Origin of the sequence: Streptomyces sp. NBC_01460, from assembly GCF_036227405.1 — a bacterium.
In the GTDB taxonomy this organism is placed as follows: domain Bacteria; phylum Actinomycetota; class Actinomycetes; order Streptomycetales; family Streptomycetaceae; genus Streptomyces.
On the sequence record NZ_CP109473.1, the window covers coordinates 5,842,223 to 5,867,227 of the forward strand.

General features: G+C 71.4%; 20 protein-coding genes. 13 read left to right on the forward strand and 7 right to left on the reverse strand.

Annotation, left to right across the window (positions count from 1 at the left end):
* Positions 1 to 80: 80 nt before the first annotated feature.
* The 3 genes from OG488_RS26525 to OG488_RS26535 all read right to left on the reverse strand — a co-directional run bounded on the left by OG488_RS26525 (position 81) and on the right by OG488_RS26535 (position 2,705).
* Entirely contained in the window at positions 81 to 299 is a 219-nt protein-coding gene (locus OG488_RS26525) for a DUF6191 domain-containing protein (RefSeq protein ID WP_329233124.1), read from the reverse strand.
* A gap of 82 nt (positions 300 to 381) precedes the next feature.
* The gene (locus OG488_RS26530) at positions 382 to 1,554 is read right to left on the reverse strand and encodes a PQQ-dependent sugar dehydrogenase (protein ID WP_329233126.1); all 1,173 of its coding nucleotides are present in this window, start codon (positions 1,552 to 1,554) and stop codon (positions 382 to 384) included.
* A gap of 194 nt (positions 1,555 to 1,748) precedes the next feature.
* Positions 1,749 to 2,705 (reverse strand): aldo/keto reductase, encoded by a 957-nt coding sequence (locus OG488_RS26535; RefSeq protein ID WP_329239029.1) that lies wholly within the window; start codon positions 2,703 to 2,705, stop codon positions 1,749 to 1,751.
* Positions 2,706 to 2,835: 130 nt separating this feature from the next.
* Here OG488_RS26535 and OG488_RS26540 point away from each other — a divergent pair, with 130 nt between their 5' ends.
* The 6 genes from OG488_RS26540 (at position 2,836) to serA (ending at position 12,512) form a co-directional block, all read left to right on the forward strand.
* Positions 2,836 to 3,792 (forward strand): 2-hydroxyacid dehydrogenase, encoded by a 957-nt coding sequence (locus tag OG488_RS26540; RefSeq protein ID WP_329233128.1) that lies wholly within the window; start codon positions 2,836 to 2,838, stop codon positions 3,790 to 3,792.
* 264 nt (positions 3,793 to 4,056) lie between these two features.
* Positions 4,057 to 6,888 carry an EAL domain-containing protein gene (locus OG488_RS26545; protein ID WP_329233130.1) on the forward strand — a complete coding sequence of 944 codons (2,832 nt, stop codon included), beginning with the start codon at positions 4,057 to 4,059 and terminating at the stop codon, positions 6,886 to 6,888.
* 217 nt (positions 6,889 to 7,105) lie between these two features.
* Positions 7,106 to 8,962 carry an acetolactate synthase large subunit gene (locus tag OG488_RS26550; RefSeq protein WP_329233133.1) on the forward strand — a complete coding sequence of 619 codons (1,857 nt, stop codon included), beginning with the start codon at positions 7,106 to 7,108 and terminating at the stop codon, positions 8,960 to 8,962.
* A 22-nt stretch (positions 8,963 to 8,984) separates the two neighbouring features.
* A complete protein-coding gene (ilvN, locus tag OG488_RS26555) occupies positions 8,985 to 9,512 on the forward strand; it encodes an acetolactate synthase small subunit (RefSeq protein WP_103760243.1) in 528 nt (175 codons plus the stop codon).
* 106 nt (positions 9,513 to 9,618) lie between these two features.
* Positions 9,619 to 10,620, forward strand: coding sequence for a ketol-acid reductoisomerase (gene ilvC, locus OG488_RS26560; RefSeq protein WP_329233136.1), 1,002 nt, complete (start codon positions 9,619 to 9,621; stop codon positions 10,618 to 10,620).
* 299 nt (positions 10,621 to 10,919) lie between these two features.
* A complete protein-coding gene (gene serA / locus OG488_RS26565; protein ID WP_329233137.1) occupies positions 10,920 to 12,512 on the forward strand; it encodes a phosphoglycerate dehydrogenase in 1,593 nt (530 codons plus the stop codon).
* Between the two features lie 94 nt (positions 12,513 to 12,606).
* Here serA and OG488_RS26570 read toward each other — a convergent pair whose 3' ends face one another.
* On the reverse strand, positions 12,607 to 12,960 hold the full coding sequence (locus OG488_RS26570; protein WP_329233139.1) for a hypothetical protein: 354 nt from the start codon (positions 12,958 to 12,960) through the stop codon (positions 12,607 to 12,609).
* 85 nt (positions 12,961 to 13,045) lie between these two features.
* Positions 13,046 to 14,185 (reverse strand): PucR family transcriptional regulator, encoded by a 1,140-nt coding sequence (locus tag OG488_RS26575; protein ID WP_329233141.1) that lies wholly within the window; start codon positions 14,183 to 14,185, stop codon positions 13,046 to 13,048.
* 177 nt (positions 14,186 to 14,362) lie between these two features.
* On the opposite strand from OG488_RS26575, the gene OG488_RS26580 reads away from it, so the two are divergent.
* On the forward strand, positions 14,363 to 15,289 hold the full coding sequence (locus OG488_RS26580; protein WP_329233143.1) for a proline dehydrogenase family protein: 927 nt from the start codon (positions 14,363 to 14,365) through the stop codon (positions 15,287 to 15,289).
* A gap of 86 nt (positions 15,290 to 15,375) precedes the next feature.
* Positions 15,376 to 17,007, forward strand: coding sequence for an L-glutamate gamma-semialdehyde dehydrogenase (gene pruA, locus OG488_RS26585; protein WP_329233145.1), 1,632 nt, complete (start codon positions 15,376 to 15,378; stop codon positions 17,005 to 17,007).
* Between the two features lie 104 nt (positions 17,008 to 17,111).
* On the opposite strand, the gene OG488_RS26590 is transcribed toward pruA, so the two are convergent.
* A complete protein-coding gene (locus OG488_RS26590) occupies positions 17,112 to 17,975 on the reverse strand; it encodes an NAD-dependent epimerase/dehydratase family protein (protein WP_329233147.1) in 864 nt (287 codons plus the stop codon).
* Between the two features lie 149 nt (positions 17,976 to 18,124).
* On the opposite strand from OG488_RS26590, the gene OG488_RS26595 reads away from it, so the two are divergent.
* Entirely contained in the window at positions 18,125 to 18,997 is an 873-nt protein-coding gene (locus OG488_RS26595; RefSeq protein ID WP_329239032.1) for a helix-turn-helix transcriptional regulator, read from the forward strand.
* Here OG488_RS26595 and OG488_RS26600 read toward each other — a convergent pair.
* Positions 18,981 to 21,302 carry a glycoside hydrolase family 3 N-terminal domain-containing protein gene (locus OG488_RS26600; RefSeq protein ID WP_329233149.1) on the reverse strand — a complete coding sequence of 774 codons (2,322 nt, stop codon included), beginning with the start codon at positions 21,300 to 21,302 and terminating at the stop codon, positions 18,981 to 18,983. The genes OG488_RS26595 and OG488_RS26600 overlap by 17 nt on opposite strands.
* A gap of 137 nt (positions 21,303 to 21,439) precedes the next feature.
* Between OG488_RS26600 and OG488_RS26605 the strand changes: the two genes are divergently transcribed.
* The 4 genes from OG488_RS26605 (at position 21,440) to OG488_RS26620 (ending at position 24,982) form a co-directional block, all read left to right on the forward strand.
* Positions 21,440 to 22,039 (forward strand): TetR/AcrR family transcriptional regulator, encoded by a 600-nt coding sequence (locus OG488_RS26605; RefSeq protein WP_329233151.1) that lies wholly within the window; start codon positions 21,440 to 21,442, stop codon positions 22,037 to 22,039.
* A 279-nt stretch (positions 22,040 to 22,318) separates the two neighbouring features.
* Entirely contained in the window at positions 22,319 to 22,447 is a 129-nt protein-coding gene (locus OG488_RS26610) for a hypothetical protein (RefSeq protein ID WP_329233152.1), read from the forward strand.
* Between the two features lie 105 nt (positions 22,448 to 22,552).
* Positions 22,553 to 23,596, forward strand: a complete 1,044-nt coding sequence (locus OG488_RS26615) for a 3-isopropylmalate dehydrogenase (RefSeq protein ID WP_329233153.1) — start codon at positions 22,553 to 22,555, stop codon at positions 23,594 to 23,596.
* A gap of 282 nt (positions 23,597 to 23,878) precedes the next feature.
* Positions 23,879 to 24,982 (forward strand): branched-chain amino acid aminotransferase, encoded by a 1,104-nt coding sequence (locus tag OG488_RS26620; protein WP_329233155.1) that lies wholly within the window; start codon positions 23,879 to 23,881, stop codon positions 24,980 to 24,982.
* Positions 24,983 to 25,005: the final 23 nt, after the last annotated feature.

Genomic DNA, 25,005 nt, shown 5'->3' on the forward strand with positions numbered 1-25,005 from the left:
CCGGGGCCTGGCCTCGGGGCGGGACGCCCTGGGGCGGTCCCCGGGGCGCCCGGCCGACGGGAGGGTCCTGCCCGCGGCCGCTACGGCTGTTCTCCGCCGGCCCCGGGCCGGTCGTCGTCCTCCCCGGCGGCGGCCCCGGGCGCGGGGCGGTGGAGGGTCACCTTTCCCGAGGTGAGGTCTATCGGGCCCCGCGCGGGATCGCCGATTCCCAGGTCCACCCGGCTCAGCTCCAGCCGCTTCTCCTCCTCGGCGGCGTGCTTACGGCCCGGTGCGAACAGCTCCTCGAAGAAACTGAACACAGATCGTGCTCCCTCCGGCCTCGTGCCGCCGCCGGCCCCGGTCGTGGGCCGGCGGCCGCGCCTGACGGGCTCCGGCCGTCGGCTACCGCACCTTCAGCAGCAGGATCCGGTCGTCGCCCGACTTCGGGGTGCCACGGCCGTCCGTGTTGCTCGTGACCAGCCACAGTCTGTCGCCACCCGCGGCGAGCACCGTGCGCAGACGGCCGTACTTCCCTTCGAGGAACGCCTGGGGGGCGGCGAGTGGTTCCCCGTCGGCCCGGCCCGACAACGGGATGCGCCAGAGCCGCTCGCCCCGCAGCCCCGCCATCCAGACCGACCCCTCGGCGTACGCGATGCCGCTCGGTGAGGCCTCGGAGGTCTTCCACTGGGCCACCGGGTCGACGAAACCCTTCTTCCCTTCCTTCCCCTCGACGTCCGGCCAGCCGTAGTTCCGGCCCGGCTCGATCAGATTCAGCTCGTCCCAGGTGTCCTGGCCGAACTCCGCCGCCCAGAGTCGCTTCCCGCTGTCCCAGGCCAGGCCCTGCACGTTGCGGTGCCCGTACGAATAGACCAGGGAGTCGCCCTCGGGATTGCCGTGCACCGGCTCGCCGTCGGGTGTCATCCGAAGGATCTTGCCCGAGAGCGACGACCTGTCCTGGGCGAGGCCCGTGTCGCCCGTCTCACCCGTGCCCGCGTACAGCATGCGGTCGGGACCGAAGGCGATCCGTCCGCCGTTGTGGATGGAGCCCTTCGGGATTCCCCGCAGGATGGTGTCCGGTGCTCCCAGCTGCTGGCCGGCGGGCTTCTTCTCGTCGTACTGGAGGCGGACGATGCGGTTGTCCGACTCGGTGGTGAGGTAGGCGTAGATCAGATGGTCCGCGCCGAAGGTCGGGGCGACGGCGAGACCGAGCAGACCGCCCTCACCTGCGGGCGCGACCCCGGGCACCGAGCCCAGCAAGGTCTTCCTGCCGCTCTCCCCGTCGATCCGGGTGATCGTCGCCTCGTCACGCGAGGAGACCAGCAGATCACCTCCGGGCAGCGCCGCGAGGCCCCAGGGAGACGCGAGGCCGTCCGTGAGCGTCTTCACCACCTCCACCGAGCCCTTGGCCGGCGGCAGGTCCGCCGAAGGGCTCGCGGGGGCCGGGGTGGCGCTCGCAGGGGAGGAGGAGGGGCCCCCGCCGCCCGCCGGGCCGTCACCGGACGAACAGGCGGAGAGCAGGAGGGAGGCCGAGGCGAGCAAGGCCACCACCCCCTTGCGCAGCACGGGAGTTTGCACAGCACCGATCCTTTCGACGGTTCCGACGGTCGCACTTCCACTGTTCTTACACCGCCGCTCCGTCACGGGTTCCCGATCCGCGCCATTCTCCGCCCCGAGCTCCGCCGCCAGCCGACCGCTGGCCGCCGCCCGCCGACCGACCAGGGTCCCCGTCCCCGCCGATTCTCCCGCGCGCGTCCTCTCCCGCCGCGCGCTCAGTCCCACGAGCCGCGGGCGGGCGGCAGCCCGGCCATCTCGGCCAGATCCCCGTCCGTGAGCACCAGCCCCGCGGCTCCCGCGTTCTCCACGGCCCACCGCTCCCGCTTCGCGCCGGGCACGGGCACCACATGGCGGCCCTGGCGCAGGACCCACGCGAGAGCCACCTGCGCCGGAGTCGCGCCGTGCCGCTCCGCGATCCTGCGGAGCCCCACCACCACCGGCTGGTTGGCCGCCATCATCTCCGCGGTGAAGCGGGGGTGCCTCGCCCGCGGGTCGTCCGGTTCGAAACCCTGGCCCGGCTTGAGCGTCCCCGTGAGATAGCCGCTGCCCAGCGGCATCGCCGCCAGCACGCCCACCCCCCGGGCCGCGCACCACGGCAGCAGATCGTCCAGAGCCTGGGGCGACCACACCGAGAGCTCCGCCTGGACCGCGCTGACGGGGAAGACCTGCTGGACACGCTCCAGCTGCCGGATGGTCCCGTCGTGCATCCGCGCCCCCGGCCGGCGGCCCGCGCGGGCGCCGATCGCGCAGAGTCCGAGCGACCGCACCTTGCCCGCGGTCACCAGGTCCGCCATGGCGCCCCAGGTCTCCTCCACCGGGACCTCGGGGTCCGCCCGGTGCAGCTGGTAGAGATCGATCACATCGGTCTGGAGACGCCGCAGCGAGGCGTCGCAGGCGCGGCGCACGTACCCGGGGCGGCCGTTGGCCACGATGTGCTGATCGCCCACCAGCAGCCCGCACTTGGTGGAGAGGAAGGCTTCGTGGCGGCGCCCCTTGAGCGCCCGTCCGACGAGCAGCTCGTTGGTGAAGGGGCCGTACATGTCGGCGGTGTCGAGCAGCTGGACGCCCGCGTCCAGCGCGGCGTGCACGGTCCGCACCGAGCGGTCACCGCGCTGCTGCGACGTGGTGTAGGCCCAGCTCATCGGCATACAGCCCAGCCCGACCGCGCCCACGGCCAGTGCCGCCGCACCGATAGTCCTGCGCTCCAACTCCCCGTACCCTTCCTCGGTCCCGTGATCACGGGACCACCAGCACCCCAAAGTAACCTCTGCCGTTCCGTGCTCTTCGCATAGCCTCCTGACCATGACTTCCGCACCCGCATCCGCCACCGACATATGGCTCCCGTTCGCCGCCGAAGAGGTCGACGGCCTCCCCGAGGGTCTCAACTACCGTTTCTGGGACGGAGGCCGGGAGTACCCGGCGGACCCCTCCGACTGCGCCTTCTACGTCGTCCCGTACATGAAGGGCCCCGAGGTCGCGGTCCGTCCGCTCGAGGCGATGCGGTCGGTCCAGGTCGTCCAGACCCTCTCCGCCGGCATCGACCACGTGGAGCCCGGGCTCGGCCTGCTGCCCGCTGGGGTGCGGCTGTGCAACGCCAAGGGTGTGCACGAGGCCTCGACCGCCGAGCTCGCGCTCGCCCTGGTCCTCGCCTCCCTCCGCGGCTTCCCGGGCTTCGTGCACGGGCAGGACAAGGAGGAGTGGCGTTCCGGCTTCTACCCGGCGCTCGCCGACAAGTCCGTTCTCGTGGTGGGCTACGGATCGATCGGCGCGGCCATCGAGGACCGGCTCGCACCCTTCGAGTGCGCGCGGGTGGTGCGCGTCGCACGCTCGGCCCGGGCAACCGCGCGCGGCCCCGTACACGCGATCGACGAGCTTCCGGCCCTGCTGCCCGAGGCCGACATCGTCATCCTGTCCACTCCGCTGAACCCGTCCACACAAGGGCTGGTGGGCCCCGCCTTCCTCGCCGCGATGCGGGACGGCGCGCTCCTCGTGAACGTCGCGCGGGGGGCCGTCGTCGACACCGAGGCCCTCCTGTCCGAACTCGAGTCCGGGCGCTTGCGCGCCGCACTCGACGTGACCGACCCCGAACCGCTGCCCGCCGGCCACCCCCTCTGGCATGCTCCCCACACGCTGATCACCCCCCATGTGGGCGGCAGCACCTCCGCGTTCCTGCCCCGGGCCAAGCGGCTGCTGGCCGGACAGCTCACCCGGTTCGCCGCCGGGGAGCCGGTCGACAACCTCGTGCTCACCACCGGCTGACCACGCTCCGGACCCGCTCGGCCGCACGGAGTTCCGCCAACACCCCAGGTCGTCACGGAGAGTAGAGAGACTATGTCCCTGAGTGACGACTCTGGTGTATCGTCCCCAGGAGGGCAGCGCCGTGGAAGGGACGGTGCCGGGAGGGAAGCGGAACGCGAGGGGGCGACAATCGATGTTCGGCCAGTGGAGAGACGATCCGACGCGGCGGCGCGGGCGGGAGAGGCCGCCGGCGAGGGCGCCGGGGTCCGTCGACGGAGCGCACCGGTGAGCGCCCTCGGAGCCCTGCTCTCCCAGCAGCCGTCCTCCGGGCGGACCATGGGGCTGCGCTCCCAACTCGCCCTCGCCGCCGTCTGTGCCGGATACGCCGTGGGGGCCGCCGTCGGCTGGGGTTCGCCCGGACTCGCCCTGTTCATGGGTGACTTCGGCCTCAGTGCCGCCGCCCTGATCGCCGCTGTCTCCTGCTTCCTCTACGCACGCGCCGCCGGCAGCCGGTTCCGGCCCGCCTGGCTCCTCTTCTCGCTCTCCTCGGCCATGGCGGCCGGAGGCAACGCGGTCTGGGGGTGGTACGAGGTGGTGCTCGGGCGCCCGGTGCCCACCCCCTCCCTGGCGGACCTCTTCTTCCTCTGTTTCGCGCCGCCCGCCATCGTCGGACTGCTCGTCCTCGCCAAACGGCCCGTCACGCGCGCGGGCTGGGTCTGCCTGGTGCTGGACGCCTGGTTGATCGGCGGATCCCTGCTGACGCTCTCCTGGAGCCTCGCGCTGGCCCACACCGCCCACGTCGCGAACGCCGAAGGGGAGAGCGTGGCCAGGGCCGCGCTCTCGCTGGCCTATCCGCTGCTCGACATCGTGCTCGTCTCCATGGTCCTCGCGCTGCACTTCCGGCGGATCAACCTGAACCGCTCCGCGGTCAACACCGCCATCGCCGGACTCGCGCTGACCGTGGTCTGCGACGCCCTGTTCACCGCCCCGCTGCTGCGCTCGGTGTACCACTCGGGCCAGTTGCTGGACGCCGGGTGGTTCGCCGGTTCGCTGATCCTCGCGTACGCCCCCTGGGGGGTCCGCCGCGACCAGGACAACGCTGTCGAGGCCCCCGCCCCCGAGCCACGTGCCGTGAGCCGCCCCATCGCCGGCTCGCTCGCCGCGCTCACGCCGTACCTGGCCGCGGCGGTCTGCACCCTCGGCATCCTCTACAACGTCGTGGAGGGGCGGAGGGTCGACCGGGTCGTCGTCCTCACCGGCTGCGCGGTCGTGCTCGCCCTGGTCCTGCGGCAGGCCATCATGCTCCTCGACAACATCGCGCTCACCCAGGAACTGGCCCAGAAGGAGAACCACTTCCGCTCCCTGGTGCAGGGCTCCAGCGACGTCATCATGATCGCCGAGCCGAGCGGTGTGCTCCGCTACGTCAGCCCGGCGGCCGCCGGCGTCTACCGCCGCGACGCCGAGGACCTCGTCGGCGCGGAGCTGTCCTCGATCATCCATCCCGACGACCTCGGGGGAGTCGTCCACGAACTCCGGCGCTTCCTCGCCGCGCCCTCCCGCGAGGAGCCCACCACCCGGATCGAGTGCCGCTTCGGATCGGGCACGGGCGACTGGCTCCACGTCGAGTCCACGGTCAACCGCCACCAGGGCGGTCTGCTGCTCAACAGCCGCGACGTGACCGAGCGGGTCAGGCTGCAGGCGCAGCTCCAGCACAACGCCGAACACGACCCGCTCACCGACCTGCCCAACCGCGCCCTCTTCACCGCCCGGGTCGGACAGGCGCTGGGCGGCCGCCGGGCCGGGGACCCGGGCACCGCCGTGCTCTTCATCGACCTCGACGGCTTCAAGGCCGTCAACGACTCCATCGGCCACCAGGCGGGCGACGAGCTCCTCGTCCAGGCCGCCCGCCGCCTGCAGGAGTCCGTGCGCACCTCGGACACCGCGGCACGCCTCGGGGGCGACGAGTTCGCCGCGCTCATCGTCGGCGACGGCACCCGCGACCAGGCCGCCCGTGAGTGCCAGGTCCACGAGATCGCCGACCGGCTGCGCCTCAGGCTCTCCCAGCCGTACCGGATCGGCACCGGAGAGGTCCGGGTGGCCGCTTCCATCGGGGTCGCCTTCGCCGAGCCCTCCATCACACCCAAGGACCTGATGCGCAACGCCGACCTCGCCATGTACCGGGCGAAGGCCGGCGGCAAGGACCGGGTCGAGCTGTACGCCCCGCAGATGCAGGCCGACGTCGTGCGCCGCTCCGAGCTCGCCACACGGCTGCGCACCGCCCTGCGCGACGGCGAGTTCGCGCTGCTCCACCAGCCCGTGGTGCACCTGGCCAGCGGCACGGTCGCGGCCGTCTCCGCCCAGGCCCGCTGGCGCTCCGCCCAGGGCATCCTGTTCACCCCGGCCGAATTCCTCCGGGTGTCCGAGGACAGCGACCGCGCGGCCGAGCTGGGCACCTGGCTGCTGGAGGAGGCCGTCGAGCAGGCCGCGGACCGGTTCCTGGCCGGCCATCCGGTCTCCGTCTCCGTGCGCGTGTCGGCCGCCCGTCTCCTCGACCGGGCGTTCCCCCCGGGCTCCGTCGAGGCGCTCCTGACCCGGCACGGGCTGCCGTCCGGGGCCCTGATGATCGAAGTGGCCGACAGCGACCCGCGGATCTCCTTCGACGAGCTGGAGCAGCGGCTGGTCGCCCTGCGCCGTCTCGGGGTCCGGATCGCGCTCGACGGCTTCGGCAGCGGGTACGCCGCCGTCAACGCCCTGCGCCGGCTCCCCATCGACGTACTGAAACTGGACCGGTGCCTGGTGGAGGGCGTCGTCGAGTCGGCGAGGCTCCACAAGATCACCAGTGGCCTGCTGCGCATCGCCGGCGACCTCGGTATGCAGTCCGTCGCCGACGGGGTGGACGTGCCCGAGCAGGTGCGCGCGCTGCGCGCCATGGGGTGCACGCACGGCCAGGGAATGGCCTTCGCGGGCCCGTTGGACGAGTACCGGCTGCGGCACACGCTGATCCGTGGGAAGTACCCCGTCCCGGGCGCCGGAGGGGCCGCTCAACCCGTGCTGGCGGGCGGTGCGATCCCGCTCCAGAGCCGCTCACATGATGAGACTCCCGTCCCACCCACTTGACACCGTGTGTGTGCCGGAGAGAGGGTCAATGCCATGCGCACCCGAATTCTCGTACTTGGAAAGCGCGTCGGCTGAAGCAGGGTCACTCACGGACACCCTGCAGACCGCACCGGCGCGCTCCCCTCGCTTGCCTCACGGCACGAGGGGTTTTTTGTTGCACCGGGACCTGTCAAAACCCCGTAAAAACACCGCATAAACCCTCAGCTTCGAGAAGAGAATGCCGATGACCGAGCAGGCCACCGGGGCCCAGCACCCGCAGCCGCGGGCCCGTAACGGCGGACCGTCCTCCGCCTCCGTTGAGCACCTCACGGGCGCGCAGTCCCTCATCCGTTCTCTCGAGGAAGTCGGGGCCGACACCGTATTCGGCCTCCCTGGCGGCTGCATCCTGCCGGCGTACGACCCGCTGATGGACTCCACCCGGGTCCGTCACATCCTGGTCCGCCACGAGCAGGGTGCCGGTCACGCGGCCACCGGTTACGCCCAGGCGACCGGCAAGGTCGGGGTCTGCATGGTCACCTCGGGTCCCGGTGCCACCAACCTGGTCACCCCGATCGCCGACGCCGCCATGGACTCCGTGCCCATGGTCGCGATCACCGGCCAGGTGGCCTCCGCCGCCATCGGTACGGACGCCTTCCAGGAAGCCGACATCTGCGGCATCACGATGCCGATCACGAAGCACAACTTCCTGGTCACCCGTGCCGAGGACATCGCCCACACGATCGCCGAGGCCTTCCACATCGCCTCGACCGGTCGCCCGGGCCCGGTCCTCGTCGACATCGCCAAGGACGCGCTGCAGGCGAAGACCGCCTTCAGCTGGCCGCCGTCGCTGGACCTGCCCGGCTACCGTCCGGTCACGAAGCCGCACGCCAAGCAGATCCGCGAGGCGGCCAAGCTCATCGCCCAGGCCAGGCGCCCGGTGCTGTACGTCGGCGGCGGCGTCATGAAGGCCGGCGCGACCGCCGAGCTGAAGGTCCTGGCAGAGCTCACCGGAGCGCCCGTCACCACCACCCTGATGGCGCTCGGCTCCTTCCCCGACAGCCACCCGCTGCACGTGGGAATGCCCGGCATGCACGGATCGGTCACCGCCGTCACCGCGCTGCAGAAGGCCGACCTGATCGTCGCGCTCGGGGCCAGGTTCGACGACCGCGTCACCGGCAAGCTGGACAGCTTCGCCCCGTACGCCAAGATCGTCCACGCGGACATCGACCCGGCGGAGATCGGCAAGAACCGTGCCGCCGACGTCCCGATCGTCGGTGACGCCCGCGAGGTCATCGCCGACCTCGTCCAGGCGGTCCAGGCCGAGCACACCGAGGGCAACACCGGCGACTACAGCGCCTGGTGGAAGGACCTCAACCGCTGGCGCGAGACCTACCCCGTCGGCTACGACCTGCCGGAGGACGGCAGCCTCTCGCCGCAGCAGGTCATCCAGCGCATCGGCGAACTCGCCCCCGAGGGCACGATCTTCGCGGCGGGCGTCGGACAGCACCAGATGTGGGCCTCGCACTTCATCCAGTACGAGCAGCCCGCGACCTGGCTCAACTCCGGTGGTGCCGGGACCATGGGGTACGCCGTCCCGGCGGCCATGGGCGCCAAGGCGGGCATGCCCGAGCGTGCCGTCTGGGCGATCGACGGCGACGGCTGCTTCCAGATGACCAACCAGGAACTCACCACCTGCGCGCTCAACAACATCCCGATCAAGGTCGCCATCATCAACAACGGCGCCCTCGGGATGGTCCGCCAGTGGCAGACCCTGTTCTACAACCAGCGGTACTCCAACACCGTGCTGCACTCCGGCCCGGACGCGGACGGCAACGCGGCCAAGGGCACCCGCGTCCCGGACTTCGTCAAGCTGTCCGAGGCCATGGGCTGCTACGCGATCCGCTGCGAGGACCCGGCCGACCTGGACAAGGTCATCGCCGAGGCCAACGCGATCAACGACCGCCCGGTCGTCATCGACTTCATCGTCCACGAGGACGCCATGGTGTGGCCGATGGTCGCCGCCGGCACCTCCAACGACGAGGTCATGGCGGCGCGCGGCGTCCGCCCCGACTTCGGCGACAACGAAGACGACTGAGAGACAGAGAGAGACCGACTCCATGTCCAGTAAGCACACCCTCTCCGTCCTGGTCGAGAACAAGCCGGGTGTCCTCGCCCGGATCACGGCCCTGTTCTCCCGGCGCGGCTTCAACATCGACTCGCTCGCGGTCGGTACCACCGAACATCCCGACATCTCACGCATCACCATTGTCGTGAACGTCGAGGGACTGCCCCTGGAGCAGGTGACCAAGCAGCTCAACAAGCTGGTCAACGTCCTGAAGATCGTCGAACTCGAGCCCACCGCAGCGATCCAGCGGGAGCTCGTCCTGGTGAAGGTCCGCGCCGACAACGAGACCCGCTCCCAGATCGTCGAGATCGTCCAGCTGTTCCGCGCCAAGACCGTGGACGTCTCCCCGGAGGCCGTCACGATCGAGGCGACAGGGGGCGCCGACAAGCTGGAGGCCATGCTCAAGATGCTCGAGCAGTTCGGCATCAAGGAGCTCGTCCAGTCCGGCACCATCGCCATAGGGCGCGGCGCGCGCTCGATCACCGACCGTTCCCTGCGCGCACTCGACCGTACGGCGTAACACCTCACGGGCCGCCTCGCCGCTCGCATGGCGAGACCCGGCAATGTATCCGACGCACCCCGCCGTACGGTGGGACGCAACACCTGCACACCAAGGAGAAGACCCAGTGGCCGAGCTGTTCTACGACGACGATGCCGACCTGTCCATCATCCAGGGCCGTAAGGTCGCGGTCCTCGGTTACGGCAGCCAGGGGCACGCCCACGCGCTGTCGCTGCGTGACTCGGGTGTCGACGTCCGTGTCGGTCTGCACGAGGGTTCGAAGTCCAAGGCCAAGGCCGAGGAGCAGGGCCTGCGCGTGGTGACCCCGTCCGAGGCCGCGGCCGAGGCCGACGTCATCATGATCCTCGTCCCGGACCCGATCCAGGCCCAGGTCTACGAGGAGTCCGTCAAGGACAACCTCAAGGACGGCGACGCGCTGTTCTTCGGCCACGGCCTGAACATCCGCTTCGACTTCATCAAGCCGCCGGCCAACGTCGACGTCTGCATGGTCGCCCCGAAGGGCCCGGGCCACCTGGTCCGCCGCCAGTACGAGGAGGGCCGCGGCGTCCCGTGCATCGTGGCCGTCGAGCAGGACGCCACCGGCAAGGGCCTGGAGCTGGCGCTCAGCTACGCGAAGGGCATCGGCGGCACCCGCGCCGGCGTCATCAAGACGACCTTCACCGAGGAGACCGAGACCGACCTGTTCGGTGAGCAGGCCGTCCTCTGCGGTGGCACCGCCGCCCTGGTCAAGGCCGGTTTCGAGACGCTGACCGAGGCCGGCTACCAGCCGGAGATCGCGTACTTCGAGTGCCTCCACGAGCTGAAGCTCATCGTGGACCTCATGTACGAGGGCGGCCTGGAGAAGATGCGCTGGTCCATCTCGGAGACCGCCGAGTGGGGCGACTACGTCACCGGCCCGCGCATCATCACGGACGCCACCAAGGCCGAGATGAAGAAGGTCCTCGCCGAGATCCAGGACGGCACCTTCGCCAAGGCCTGGATGGCCGAGTACCACAACGGTCTGCCCAAGTACAACGAGTACAAGAAGGCCGACAGCGAGTCCCTGCTGGAGACCACCGGCAAGGAGCTCCGCAAGCTCATGAGCTGGGTCGACAACGAGGACGCCTGAGTTGACGCCGGGGGGCGGGTCCGTACGGGCCCGCCCCCCGGCGCAAGGCCGGCCTCACACCCCGTGTCACTGCGGGGAGAGGTGGGTGGCAGGAGACGGCGCCGTACGTCTGTACAGACCGTCCACCCCGTGAGGGTGATCCTTCCACCGGGGCGCAGTCGATGCCCGGCCGCATGACTACACTTCTCAACACATACACGCGTCAGGGCCCACAGTGTCGTGCGTCTTCCACGCGGCTAGCCCCTCCACCGCCTGCGGCCGTCGGGACGGCCGTCCGCACTGGACTTGTGAGGACACACGTGAGCTCGAAACCTGTCGTACTCATCGCCGAAGAGCTGTCGCCCGCCACGGTCGACGCCCTGGGTCCGGATTTCGAGATCCGGCACTGCAACGGCGCGGACCGCGCCGAACTCCTCCCCGCGATCGCCGACGTCGACGCGATCCTGGTGCGCTCCGCCACCAAGGTCGACGCCGAGGCCATCGCCGCCGCGAAGAAGCTCAAGGTCGTCGCCCGCGCCGGTGTCGGTCTGGACAACGTCGACGTCTCCTCGGCCACCAAGGCCGGCGTGATGGTCGTCAACGCCCCGACCTCCAACATCGTCACCGCCGCCGAGCTGGCCTGTGGTCTGCTCGTCGCCACGGCGCGCAACATCCCGCAGGCCAACACCGCCCTGAAGAACGGCGAGTGGAAGCGCTCCAAGTACACGGGTGTCGAGCTCAGCGAGAAGACCCTCGGCGTCGTCGGCCTCGGCCGCATCGGCGTCCTGGTCGCCCAGCGCATGTCGGCCTTCGGCATGAAGATCGTGGCGTACGACCCCTACGTGCAGCCCGCCCGCGCGGCCCAGATGGGCGTCAAGCTCCTCACGCTGGACGAGCTGCTCGAGGTCTCCGACTTCATCACGGTCCACCTGCCCAAGACCCCCGAGACGCTCGGCCTGATCGGCGACGAGGCGCTGCACAAGGTGAAGCCCTCGGTGCGCATCGTCAACGCCGCGCGCGGCGGCATCGTCGACGAGGAGGCGCTCGCCTCCGCCCTCAAGGAGGGCCGTGTCGCCGGCGCCGGTCTGGACGTGTACACCAAGGAGCCCTGCACGGACTCCCCGCTGTTCCAGTTCGACCAGGTCGTCTGCACCCCGCACCTCGGTGCCTCCACCGACGAGGCGCAGGAGAAGGCCGGCATCGCCGTCGCCAAGTCCGTCCGTCTGGCCCTCGCCGGTGAGCTCGTGCCCGACGCGGTCAACGTCCAGGGCGGGGTCATCGCCGAGGACGTGCGCCCCGGCCTGCCGCTCGCCGAGAAGCTCGGCCGGATCTTCACGGCCCTCGCCGGTGAGGTCGCGGCCCGTCTCGACGTCGAGGTCTACGGCGAGATCACCCAGCACGACGTGAAGGTGCTCGAACTCTCCGCGCTCAAGGGCGTGTTCGAGGACGTCGTCGACGAGACCGTCAGCTACGTCAACGCCCCGCTCTTCGCGCAGGAGCGCGGTGTCGAGGTCCGCCTCACCACGAGCTCCGAGTCGCCGGACCACCGCAACGTGGTGACCGTCCGCGGCACCCTGTCGAACGGCGAGGAGGTCGCGGTGTCCGGCACGCTCGCCGGCCCCAAGCACCTCCAGAAGATCGTCGCGATCGGCGAGCACGACGTGGACCTGGCGCTCGCCGACCACATGGTCGTCCTGCGCTACGAGGACCGCCCCGGCGTCGTCGGCGCCGTCGGCAAGATCCTCGGCGAGGCCGGGCTGAACATCGCCGGCATGCAGGTCTCGCGCCAGGACGCGGGCGGCGAGGCGCTGGTCGTCCTCACCGTCGACGACACCATCCCGCAGTCGGTCCTCACCGAGATCGCCGACGAGATCGGTGCCGCCTCGGCGCGTTCGGTGAACCTCACCGACTGATCGGCAGTGACACCACGACCGCGCCCGGCGGACAGAGACCCTCTGTCCGCCGGGCGCGGTCGTCCGTGGTTCCGGGGGCGGCCGGCCCGACGGCCTATCCGTCCACCTGCCCGGTGAAGAGCGCGATCAGGAAGACGGCCCACCCCGTCGTGGAGATCAGCACGGGGAACCAGGCGGCGATCGCGCAGCCGGAGAGGACGAGGCCGATGCGCCGCTGCCGACGCGCGGGGGTGCGGGCGAGGAACCAGCTGGGCAGGATCAGCGCGTAGGAGAGCAGCAGGCCTCCGGTCAGCAGGAACGTCCGGTCGGCGAAGGTGTTCTCCACCGACGACACGGCGGCGGCCAGCGCCGGTGCCAGCACGGTGCCGGTCAACGGGGCCGCCCACCAGCGCCGTTCGGGCTCCGGTCGCGTAGCGAGGGGGAAGGGGGTCCTGGCGTCGGTGCTCATGGACCCATTTCACCGTGCGTGACCTCGCGATCACTCCGTCGGCGTACTCACGCCGTCGCGGCGCCGTACTCATCCGGGGTGTGGCTCACAGCCGGGCCTGCTTCAGCGCCATGTGAAGGAGCAGCCGGTCCTCGCCGTCGTTCAGATCGAGGCCGGTGAGCTGCTGGACGCGGCCGAGGCGGTAGTAGAGCGTCTGGCGGTGGATGCCCAGCTCGGTGGCCGTCCGGCTCGCCTGGCCCGCACGGTCGAGGAACACCTCGGCGGTACGGGCCAGTTCGGCGTGGGCAGGGGCGAGCAGAGGGCGGACGGCAGGGTCGGGAGCGGTGCCCGGAGTGCGGGGCAGGCCCGCCAGGATGCGGTACGGGCCGATGGCCGACCAGGCGGCGACCGGGCCGAAGCGGGATTCCGCCGAGGCCGCGCGGGCGGCGGACAGCGCCTCGTGCCAGGAGTCGGCCAGCTCCGCCAGGCCCCGGCGGGGAGCGGCGAGGCCGCCGGTGGCGGCGGGCCCGGCGGTGGCACGCAGCCGCTCCGCCGCGGTCGTCGCCGGACCGAGGGCCTCGGGGGAGCGCAGCCGGACCAGGGCGGCCAGGGCCTGGGCACCGGCTCCGGGGGCCGTGGCGAGAGCCGCCGCCGAGGGCACCGTACGCACGGACGGCGTCTCGCCCGGCCAGGGGGCCACGCACACCACCGTGTGCAGCCCGTCCGCGTCGGCGCCGAGGGCCTCGTGCAGCGCGGCCACCGCCATGTCGCGCTGCCAGCCGTGTCCGGCGACGAGCACCGCGCCGAACTCCCGCGACAGGTCCGTACCGGCCCGCTCCTCGTCGGCGAGCAGGGCGCCGATGCGGGCCGCCACCTCCATGGCAGCCGTCAGCTGTGCGTCCGTCGGTCCGGGGTCCGCGTCCAGCAGCCACACATAGCCCAGGACGACACCCCGATGGCGTACCGGCAGGCAGATGCGGTCCCGGAAGACCCCGGCCTCCGGGGCGGCCGGGATGCGGACGGGCCCCGTCGCACGGGTGATGCCGAACCCCTCGAACCAGGCGCGCACCGCCGGGGTGGAGCGCCGGGTGAGGATCGAGCGGGTACGGACGGGGTCCATGGCGGTGTCGTCGTCGCTGTCGTGGGCCCCGAAGGCGACCAGCCCGAAATCGCGGTTCTCCAGGGTCGCGGGGGCGCTGAGCAGCGCGGAGATCTCGTCGACCAGCTCCTGGTAATCGCCCTTCACCCCGCCATTCTCGCACCCCTTCAGACATATGTCTGAGATCCGGCCCACGGATGCGTGACAGGTGTCGATGGCACGGCATCGCGGGGGTACCTAGATTTCACAGTGGTTCTCCGTGCCGTCCCGGTCCGTTCACCCGTGTACCGGTCCGGCCCCGTCCGTACTCCGTGGAGGTGCCCCGTGCTGGGTCCCGTGATTCTCGCCGCGTCACGCAGCGACAAGATGCGTCGTTTCATCTCGGCCGCGCCCGGCACCAAGCAGGTCGTCGACCGCTTCATCGCCGGTGAGAGCGTCGACCAGGTCGTCCCCGTCATCGAGGACGCGGCCTCCAAGGGCCTCGAGGTCACCCTGGACGTCGTGGGTGAGGACATCACCACCCCCGAGCAGGCCGCTGCCGCGCGCGACGCCTACCTGGAGCTCGTCGGCCGTCTGAAGGAGCTCGGGCTCGGCGCCCGGGCCGAGATGTCCGTCAAGCTCTCCATGTTCGGCCAGGCGCTGGAGGGCGGCCACGAGCTGGCCCTCGCCAACGTCCGTCCCGTCGTCGAGGCCGCCGCCGCGATCGGCACCACGGTCACGCTGGACGCCGAGGACCACACCACCCTCGACTCGATGTTCGCCATCCACGAGGAGCTGCGGAAGGACTTCCCGCAGACCGGCTGCGTGATCCAGTCCTACCTGTTCCGCACGGAGGCCGACGCCCGGCGCCTCGCCGCCGCGGGCAGCCGGGTCCGCCTGGTGAAGGGCGCCTACAAGGAGCCCGCCTCGGTCGCGTACCAGAGCAAGCCGGAGATCGACAAGGCGTACGTCCGCATCCTGAAGACCCTGATGCTGGGCGAGGGCTACCCGATGATCGGCTCTCACGATCCCCGTCTCATCGCCATCGGCCAGGAGCTCGCACGCCAGGCCGGGCGCAAACTGGACGAGTACGAGTTCCAGATGCTGTACGGCATCCGCAGCGAGGAGCACGTCCGGCTCGCGGCCGAGGGCCACCGGATGCGCGTCTACACGGCGTACGGCACCGACTGGTACGGATACTTCATGCGCCGCCTCGCGGAGAAGCCGGCCAACCTGCTGTTCTTCGGCCGCTCCGTCCTCACCAAGGGCTGAAACCGCCGATAGCTCGAACCACAGGGCTGAACCAGGGCTGACCTGCCCGGCCGACCACCCACCTCAACCAAGGAGACAAGGCACTCATGGACGCTGTCACCCAGGTCCCCGCGCCGGTCAACGAGCCGGTCCACTCCTACGCCCCCGGCACCGCGGAGCGCGCCCGTCTGGAGGCGAAGCTCAAGGAGCTCGCCGAGAACCCGATCGACCTGCCGATGACCATCGGCGGCGAGAGGCGCATGGGCGGCGGCGAGCGTGTCGACGTCGTGCAGCCGCACAACCACAAGGCCGTCATCGGCACCTTCGCCGGTGCCACCGAGCAGGACGCCCAGGACGCCGTCGACGCGGCCCTCGCCGCCGCTCCGGCCTGGCGCGCCATGTCCTTCGACGACCGCGCCGCCATCATCCTGCGCGCCGCCGAGCTGCTGTCCGGCCCCTGGCGCGAGACGCTGGCCGCCTCCACGATGCTGGGCCAGGGCAAGACCGCCCAGCAGGCCGAGATCGACTGCCCCTGCGAGCTCGTCGACTTCTGGCGCTTCAACGTGCACTACGCGCGCCAGATCCTCGCCGAGCAGCCGCCGGCGAACTCTCCCGGCGTGTGGAACCGCATGGACCACCGTCCGCTCGAGGGCTTCGTCTACGCGATCACGCCGTTCAACTTCTCGGCCATCGCGGCCAACCTGCCCACCGCGCCCGCCCTCATGGGCAACGTCGTGGTGTGGAAGCCGTCCCCGACGCAGACCCACGCCGCCGTGCTGCTGATGCAGCTGCTGGAGGAGGCCGGGCTGCCCAAGGGCGTCATCAACCTGGTCACCGGTGACGGCATCGCCGTCTCCGAGGTCGCGCTGAACCACCGCGACCTGGCCGGTGTCCACTTCACCGGCTCGACCCCCACCTTCCAGCACCTGTGGAAGACGGTCGGCAACAACATCGCCAACTACCGCACCTACCCGCGGCTCGTCGGCGAGACCGGCGGCAAGGACTTCGTCGTCGCGCACCCCAGCGCCGACCGCGCCGTGCTGAAGACCGCGCTGACCCGCGGTTCCTTCGAGTACCAGGGCCAGAAGTGCTCGGCCTCCTCCCGTGCGTACGTCCCGGCCTCCATCTGGAACTCCGGGTTCAAGGAGGAGTTCGCGGCCGAGGTCGACGGCATCACCATGGGTGACGTCACCGACCTGTCGCACTTCATGGGCGCCGTCATCGACGCGCGTTCGTTCGCCAAGAACAAGGCCGCGATCGACCGCGCCGCCGCCGACCCGACCTGCACGATCGTCGCCGGTGGCACGTACGACGACTCCGTCGGCTACTTCGTCCGCCCGACGGTCATCGTCTGCGACGACCCGGCCAACGAGGTCTTCACCACCGAGTACTTCGGCCCGATCCTCGCCGTCCACGTCTACGAGGACGAGAAGTACGACACCATGCTGGAGCAGATGGAGTCGGTCTCCGACTACGCCCTCACCGGCGCCGTCATCTCCAACGACCGTGCGGCCGCCGCGTACACGATGGACAAGCTCCGCTACGCCGCGGGCAACTTCTACATCAACGACAAGTCGACCGGTGCCGTCGTCGGCCAGCAGCCCTTCGGCGGCGGCCGTGGCTCGGGGACCAACGACAAGGCGGGCGCCCCGCAGAACCTGCAGCGCTGGACGCTGACCCGCGCCATCAAGGAGACGCTGGTCCCGCCGACCGACTACACCTACCCCCACCAGGGCTGACCGCCCTCCGGGGCGCCCGCATCGGGCGCCCCACCCCGCACTCCGCCTCCCGACCGGCTCCCCCCGCCGGCCGGGAGGCGGTTTCCATTCCGCGCCGGGGCCGTTCAGAGAGCCCCCGCGTCCCGGGCCGTCCACACCGACGGATACAGCGGCCGGAAGCCCAGCTCGTCCCGGATCCGCCGCGTCGACATCTGGCCGTACCAGGGATCGGGATCGGTGCGGTCCGCCAGTTCCGGCGGCACCGGCACCCCGTTCAGGTGGTGCAGGTCCACCGCCGTCACCGGGGCGTCGTCGCAGATGTGGTAGCGGCGGCCGGCCACCTCGCGCGCGTACAGCAGGCGCAGCAGCCCCTGGGCCACATCGGCGTGGTGCACCACCGCCAGCCGCTGCGCCGCCGCCCAGCCGCCCACCCAGCTCATCGTCTCCGCGAGGTGCGGGTCACCCTCCCCGTACACGAACGGCAGAACGGCGATCCGCACGTCCAGCCCGTGCGCGCGGTGCAGGGCGAGCAGCCCCTCGTCCGCCCCCGCCTTCGACTGTGCGTACGCCCCCCACTTGGGACCGCCCGGCACCGTCGGGTCGTCCTCGGTCAGCGGACGGCCGCGCCCGGCGCCGTACGAGAGGTTCGTGCCGACGTGCACGAACCTGCCCGTGCCCGACCGGACGGCGGCTCGCCCCAGGGCGACGGCCGCGTCGCGGTTGACGGCCCACATCTCGTCCTCCGGGACGTCCCGGAAGGCCGCCGCGATGTTCACGACGGCGTCCACGCCCATGAGGGCCTCGCCCACGTCGCCCGCGTCGCGGAGATCGCCCGTGACGACCTCCGCGCCCAGCGCCGCGAAGGCGTCCCCCCGGCGCCCGTCGCGCACGATCACCCGCACCGTGTCACCGGGAGCGGCCCTCCGGAGCAGCCGCGGTACGAACCGGCGCCCCACCTCACCCGTCGCGCCCGTCACCAGAATCCTCATCGTCGGTCCCCTCCTCGTCGATCTCCTGAACGGCCTCAGCCTGGGGCCGGCGCCGTGATCACGGGAGAGACCCGCGTATCCAGGGACCGGCAGTCCCCGGATACGCCCTGGAGCGGCCGGGCCCGGCGGGCCATGCTGGACGGATGGACCTGGACCGAGCCGAACTCGCCGACTTCCTGCGCCGCTGCCGCACCCGCCTGGACCCGGCCGCCGTAGGACTCGTCGTCGGCTCCCGGCGCCGTACGCCCGGTCTCCGCCGGGAGGAGGCGGCCGGGCTGACGGGCGCGTCCGTGGACCACTACACCCGCCTGGAACAGGGCCGTGGCTCCAGGCCGTCGCGGCAGATGCTCGCCGCCCTCGCCAGGGCGCTGCGGCTCACCGAGGACGAGCGCGACCACCTCTTCCACCTGGCGGGGGAGGAGCCGCCCCGGACGGGGACGGGCCCCGCCCAGCACGTCCGGCCCGGACTGCTGATGATCCTCGACCGGCTGCACGACGCCCCCGCGCACGTCTACAGCGACCGGGGCGAACTGCTCGCGCAGAACGCGCTGGCGACCGCGCTCACCGGGGAGGCCGACCCGGGGCACAACGTGATCCGGGCCTGGTTCACCGGCCCCACCGCCCGCCGGCTGTACCCGCCGGAGGACCACGCCGCCCAGTCACTGACCCACGTCGCCCAGCTCCGGGCCGTGTCCGCCGCACGGCCCGACGATCCGCAGCTCCTCGCGCTCGTACGCGAACTGCGTTCCGCGTCGAAGGAGTTCGACACGCTCTGGACGGAGCACCGGGTGGCGATGCGGCGCGCGGAGCGCAAGCGGTTCCTGCACCCGGTCGTCGGGCTGCTGGAGCTCGGCTGCGAGGTGCTGCTCACCGCGGACTGCGGACAGCGCCTGGTCGTCCACACGGCGGAGCCCGGCAGCGAGTCCTACGAGCGGCTGCGGCTGCTGCGCGTCGTCGGGCTGCAGGAGCTCGGGGCGGACGGGCCGCCGGACGCCCCGGGCGACCTCAGCCCTTCACGGTGAAACCGGCCCGCAGGAGCCTCTCCTCGGCGGAGGACGGGCCGACGAGCAGCTCGAAGGCGCCGGGCTCGACGACCCGCCGGCCCGCCGCGTCCACGAGGGTGCACTCGGAGACCGGCAGTTCGAGCACCACCTCGCGGGACTCGCCGGGCGCGAGTGCCACCTGCCGGTAGGTCTTGAGCTCCTTCTCCGCCCACGTCACCGACGTCACGGTGTCGCTGATGTACACCTGCACCGTCTCCAGGGCCGGCCGCGCGCCGGTGTTGTGGACGGTGACGCGCGCCCGCAGCGTGTCGTTCTCCCCGACACTCGCGGTGAGCATCTCCAGGCCGGAGTACTCCACGTCCGTGTAGCTCAGGCCCTCGCCGAAGACGAACGCCGGACGCTGGGTCAGGTCGGCGTACCGGGAGCCGTGCTGGCCCCGGATCTGGTTGTAGTACGTCGGCTGCTGGCCCGCGTGCCGCGCGAAGGAGAGGGGCAGCCGGCCCGACGGCTCGACGAGGCCCAGCAGGACCTCGGCGACCGCACGGCCGCCCTGCATCCCCGGGTTGAAGGCGTGCACGACCGCGGCCGCGCCGAGCGCGGACGGCGGGAGCACCAGCGGCTTGGAACTGATGACCACGACGACGAGTGGTTTGCCGGTCGCGGCGAGCGCGTCGAGCAGCGCGACCTGGTCGCCGACGAGCTCCAGGGTGGCGGTGGACTTGCCCTCGCCGACCAGCTCGATGCGGTCGCCGACCACGGCGACGACGTAGTCGGCGGCCTCGGCGGCGGCGACCGCCTCACCGATCAGCGCGGCGTCGGGTTCGGCGGGGACGACCACCTCCGGGCGGGGCTGGCCGTCGGGGAAGAACTGCCCCTCCGGGTCCGCGCCCACCCCGAGGATCCTGGCGCCCCGCGCGTACGAGACCGTCCAGTCGGCGGGCGCGTGCGCGCGGAAGCCGTCGAGGACGGTACGGATCATGGCGCGCGGCTGGCCGTCCGGGAGCCAGTCCACCTGGCCCGACGAGCCCGCCCAGTCGCCCAGCTGGGTCTGCGCGTCGTCCGCGTTCGGCCCGATCACGGCGACCGTACGGGGGCCGGGGGACCCGGCGGCCCGGCCGTCGTCCCCCGCCGTGAGACCGCCGGCCAGCGGCAGTGTGCCGTCGTTGGTCAGCAGCACCAGGGAGCGCCGGGCGGCCTCCAGGTTCAGTACGGCGTGCTCGGCGCTGCCGATGATCCCGGCCTGGAGGGCGGCGTCGGGGCGGCGCGGGTTCTCGAACAGGCCGAGCTCGAACTTGAGCGTGAGGACGCGGCGCACGGCCGCGTCGATCTCGGCCTCGCCCAGCGTGCCGTTCCCGACCGCTTCCAGGGCGCCCTCGAAGAACCCCTCGGTCGCCATCACCATGTCGTTGCCGGCGCGGACCGCCGCCGCTGCGGCCTGGGCGTAGTCGGCGTACACCTTCTGCTCCCACACCATGCGGCCGACGTTGTCCCAGTCGGTCACCAGCGTCCCGGTGTAGCCCCACTCCTCGCGCAGCACGTCGTTGAGCAGCCAGTCGTTCACCGTGATGGGGACGCCGTCCATGGACTGGTAGCCGAGCATGAACGTCCGGCAGCCCTCCTTGGCGACCCGCTCGAACGGCGGAAGGAACCAGGACCGCAGCTTGCGCCGCGAGATGTCCGCCTCGCTGGCGTCCCGGCCGCCCTGGGTCTCGGAGTAGCCCGCGAAGTGCTTGGCCGAGGCCAGGACCGCGGTCGGGTCGGCCAGGCCGTCGCCCTGGTACCCGCGCACCATCGCCGAGGCGAGCTCCCCGATCAGATGGGGGTCCTCGCCGAACGTCTCGCTGACCCGGCCCCAGCGCAGGTCCCGGGTGATGCAGAGGACCGGTGAGAACGTCCAGTGCACGCCGGTCGCCGCGACCTCCACCGCCGTGGCCCGCGCGATCCGCTCCACGAGCTCCGCGTCCCAGGTGGCGGCCATGCCGAGCTGGGTGGGGTAGATGGTGGCGCCCTCCCAGAAGGAGTGCCCGTGGATGCAGTCCTCCGCGACGAGCAGGGGGATGCGCAGCCGGGACCGGTCGGTCAGCTCGGCGGCCTCCAGGACCCGCTCGGGGGAGGTGTGCAGGATCGACCCCACGTGCAGGTCCTCGACGAAGTGCCGCACCCCTTCCTTCGCGTTCAGCTGGAGCATCTGGCCGACCTTCTCGGGCAGCGTCATGCGCCCCAGGAGGTCGGCGACCCGCTCCGCCACGGGGAGCGCGGGGTCGAGGTAGGGCAGGGAGGGGGACACGGGGGGTCCTTTCGCGACACGGTTCGCCTTCACCATAGAGTCAATACCGACCACCTGGTAAGTATCTCCCGGGAATCGGATCCCCGGGGGTGGAATCCACCGGAGGGTTGAATGGGAATCAGATGCACCGAAGTGCCGGGCGGACCGATGCCGGCGGACCGGGAGAGTGGCGAGTGACCGCCGAGACGAGGCGCGGCTACGCGAAGGGCCGTGCGAAGCGGCGCGAGATCCTCGACCAGGCCATGTCCCTGTTCGGCGAGGCCGGCTACCGGGGCGCGTCGCTGCGGGTGATCGCCACCCGGTGCGGCATCTCGCACACCGGACTGCTGCACCACTTCCCGACCAAGGAGGCGCTGCTGCTCGCGGTGCTCGAACACCGTGACGACGTGGACGACGAGTGGCTCTCCCTCGGCGGCACCACGGGTGTGCGGCGGCTGCGCCGGTTCGCCGAGCTGGCCGAGCTGAACGCCGCCCGGCGGGGGATCGTCGAACTGTTCTCGGTGGTCTCCACCGAGGCGACGGCCGCCGACCACCCCGCCCACGGTTACTTCGTGCGCCGCTACGCGAACTCCGTCGCGGGCGCCCGGCTCGCCTACGAGCAGGTGCGCCTGGAGGGTGCCCTGCGGCCCGGCATCGAGCCCGACGACGCCGGGCCGCAGCTGATCGCCCTGATGGACGGGCTCCAGGTGCAGTGGCTGCTCAGCGACTGCACGGCGGACATGGCGGGTGTGCTGCGCGCGCACATCGAGGCGCAGCTCACCGTGGATCTCTGAGGCCCTGCCGCCCCTCGCCGGCGGGGTCCGTCCGTGCGGCCGTCTCAGATAGTAGGAAGTCCGAGTATCTGTAGAGACAGATGGCCTCAGCTGTCCTAGCGTTGTAGGAGCCGAACGAATCGCTGATCCAGCGACCGGCGTGCGTGAGCGTGCCCGAAGCAGGCAACCCCTGCGGCCTTCGCTCCCCGCCCTCTCAGGCGCCTCGAAATCCCGATCTCGACATCCGTTGCGCGAAGTCCCGATCCCGAAATCCACGCGATCCCAAGGAGTCGATCCCCCATGGCCGAGACCTCTGTCCGCCGCGTCCGTCACACCCCCCGCCCCGCCGAGTCGGAGCGCAAGAACGCCGCCGCCGCACTGCAGCGGGCCCTCGACCGCCGGGACAACGGCGGTTCCACGGGCCACTGAGGGCGCGTCCCCGCCCTATGGCGCCGGGTCCCGCGCGGACCCGCGACATGTCCGTATCGTGGACGTCGAATGTCATGGGGTGGGACGGAAGGCTAGGCTGCCTCCATGTCTCGCAGCATCGATCTCGCAGTGATCCCCGGCGACGGTATCGGCCAGGAGGTCGTCACCCAGGGCCTCAAGGTTCTCAACGCTGTTCTCCCGCAGGATGTGAAGCTGGAGACCAAGGAGTACGACCTCGGCGCCCAGCGATGGCACCGCACCGGTGAGACCCTTCCGGACGCGGAGCTCGAAGCCCTCAAGGGCCACGACGCCATCCTGCTCGGCGCCATCGGGGACCCGTCGGTCCCGTCGGGTGTGCTGGAGCGCGGGCTGCTGCTGAAGCTCCGCTTCGCCTTCGACCACTTCATCAACCTGCGGCCGTCGAAGCTCTTCCCGAACACGGCGACCCCGCTGGCCGGCCGCCCCGAGATCGACTTCGTCGTCGTCCGCGAGGGCACCGAGGGCCCGTACACGGGCAACGGCGGTTCCCTGCGCACCGGCACGGAGCACGAGGTCGCCACCGAGGTCAGCGTCAACACCGCCTACGGCGTCGAGCGCGTCGTGCGTGACGCCTTCGCGCGTGCCGCCGCCCGCCCGCGCAAGAAGCTGACGCTGGTCCACAAGAACAACGTCCTCGTGTACGCGGGCCACCTGTGGAAGAACACCTTCGACAAGGTCGCGGCCGAGTTCCCCGAGGTCAGCACCGACTACCTGCACGTCGACGCCGCGACGATCTTCTTCGTGACGCAGCCGGAGCGCTTCGACGTCATCGTCACCGACAACCTCTTCGGTGACATCCTCACCGACCTCGCCGCGGCCGTGACCGGCGGTATCGGCCTGGCCGCGTCCGGCAACATCAACCCGACGGGCGCCTTCCCGTCCATGTTCGAGCCGGTGCACGGCACCGCGCCCGACATCGCGGGCCAGGGCAAGGCGGACCCGACCGCCACGATCCTCTCCGTCGCCCTCCTGCTGCGCCACCTCGGCTACGAGGCCGAGGCCGTGCGCATCGAGGAGGCCGTCTCCGCCGACCTTGCGGAGCGTGACGGGCAGAACGCACGCACCACCGACGAGATCGGCGACGCGCTCGCGGTACGCGTAGCGAGCTGACCCGACGCCTCCACTTCGAAGCCGCCGGGTCGCAACCGCACCCGGCGGCTTCACCTCGCGGTCTCCGGGTGCCACCATCGACCCCTGGACCGCGTTTTCGCGTCGCCCTCGCGCCCCACCGCAATCACGTCATTTCGTGCAGAGCCGCCCCCGGGAGATAATCGAACGGGACCGCGGCTCGCGGTGAAGCTCGGACGTCCTACGACCTGCCGGGCTGCCGCCGGGCGGGAGCGGGCGTGAGCGCGGTCCATCACACACAAGACCGGTGAAGGACACGCACTCATGACGACGCCCACGATCGAGCTCAAGCCCTCCTCGACCCCGCTGTCCGACGCGGAGCGCGAGGCGATCCTGGTGAGCCCCGGCTTCGGCCGTTACTTCACCGATCACATGGTGACGATCCGCTGGACCGAGGGACGCGGCTGGCACGACGCCCAGCTCGTGCCCTACGGGCCGCTGTCGATGGACCCGGCCAACATGACCCTGCACTACGCGCAGGAGATCTTCGAGGGCCTCAAGGCCTACCGGCAGCCCGACGGCACCGTCGCCACCTTCCGCCCGGAGGCGAACGCCGCGCGCTTCCAGCGCTCCGCGGCCCGCCTCGCGATGCCCGAGCTGCCGGCGGAGACCTTCATCGAGGCCTGCGACGTGCTGGTCCGGCAGGACCGGGCCTGGGTCCCGGCGCACGGTGGCGAGGAGTCCCTCTACCTGCGCCCCTTCATGATCGCCGCCGAGGTCGGCCTGGGTGTCCGGCCCGCCAACGAGTACCTCTTCCTCGTCATCGCCTCTCCCGCCGGCGCCTACTTCCCCGGCGGTGTGAAGCCGGTCTCCATCTGGCTCTCCCAGGACCGGGTCCGCGCCGTCCCCGGCGGCATGGGCGACGCCAAGACCGGCGGCAACTACGCCGCCTCCCTCCTCGCCCAGGCCGAGGCCGCCGCGCAGGGCTGCGACCAGGTCGCCTACCTCGACGCCGTCGAGCACAAGTGGGTCGAGGAGCTGGGCGGCATGAACCTCTACTTCGTGTACGGGCAGGAGGACGGCAGCAAGCGGATCGTCACCCCCTCCCTCACGGGCTCGCTGCTCGCCGGCGTCACCCGTGACTCCCTGCTGACCGTCGCCCGCGACCTCGGTTACGCCTCCGAGGAGGGCCGCATCTCCATCGACCAGTGGCGCGCCGACACCGAGAACGGCACCCTCACCGAGGTCTTCGCCTGCGGCACGGCCGCCGTGATCACCCCCGTCGGCACCGTGAAGTCCGCGGACGGCCAGTGGATCCAGGGCGACGGCACCCCCGGCGAGGTCACCCTCAAGCTGCGCGAGCGCCTGCTGGACATCCAGCGCGGCATCGCCGAGGACACCCACGGCTGGATGCACGAGCTCGGCTAGTCACCGCTCCCGCCCACGAAGGC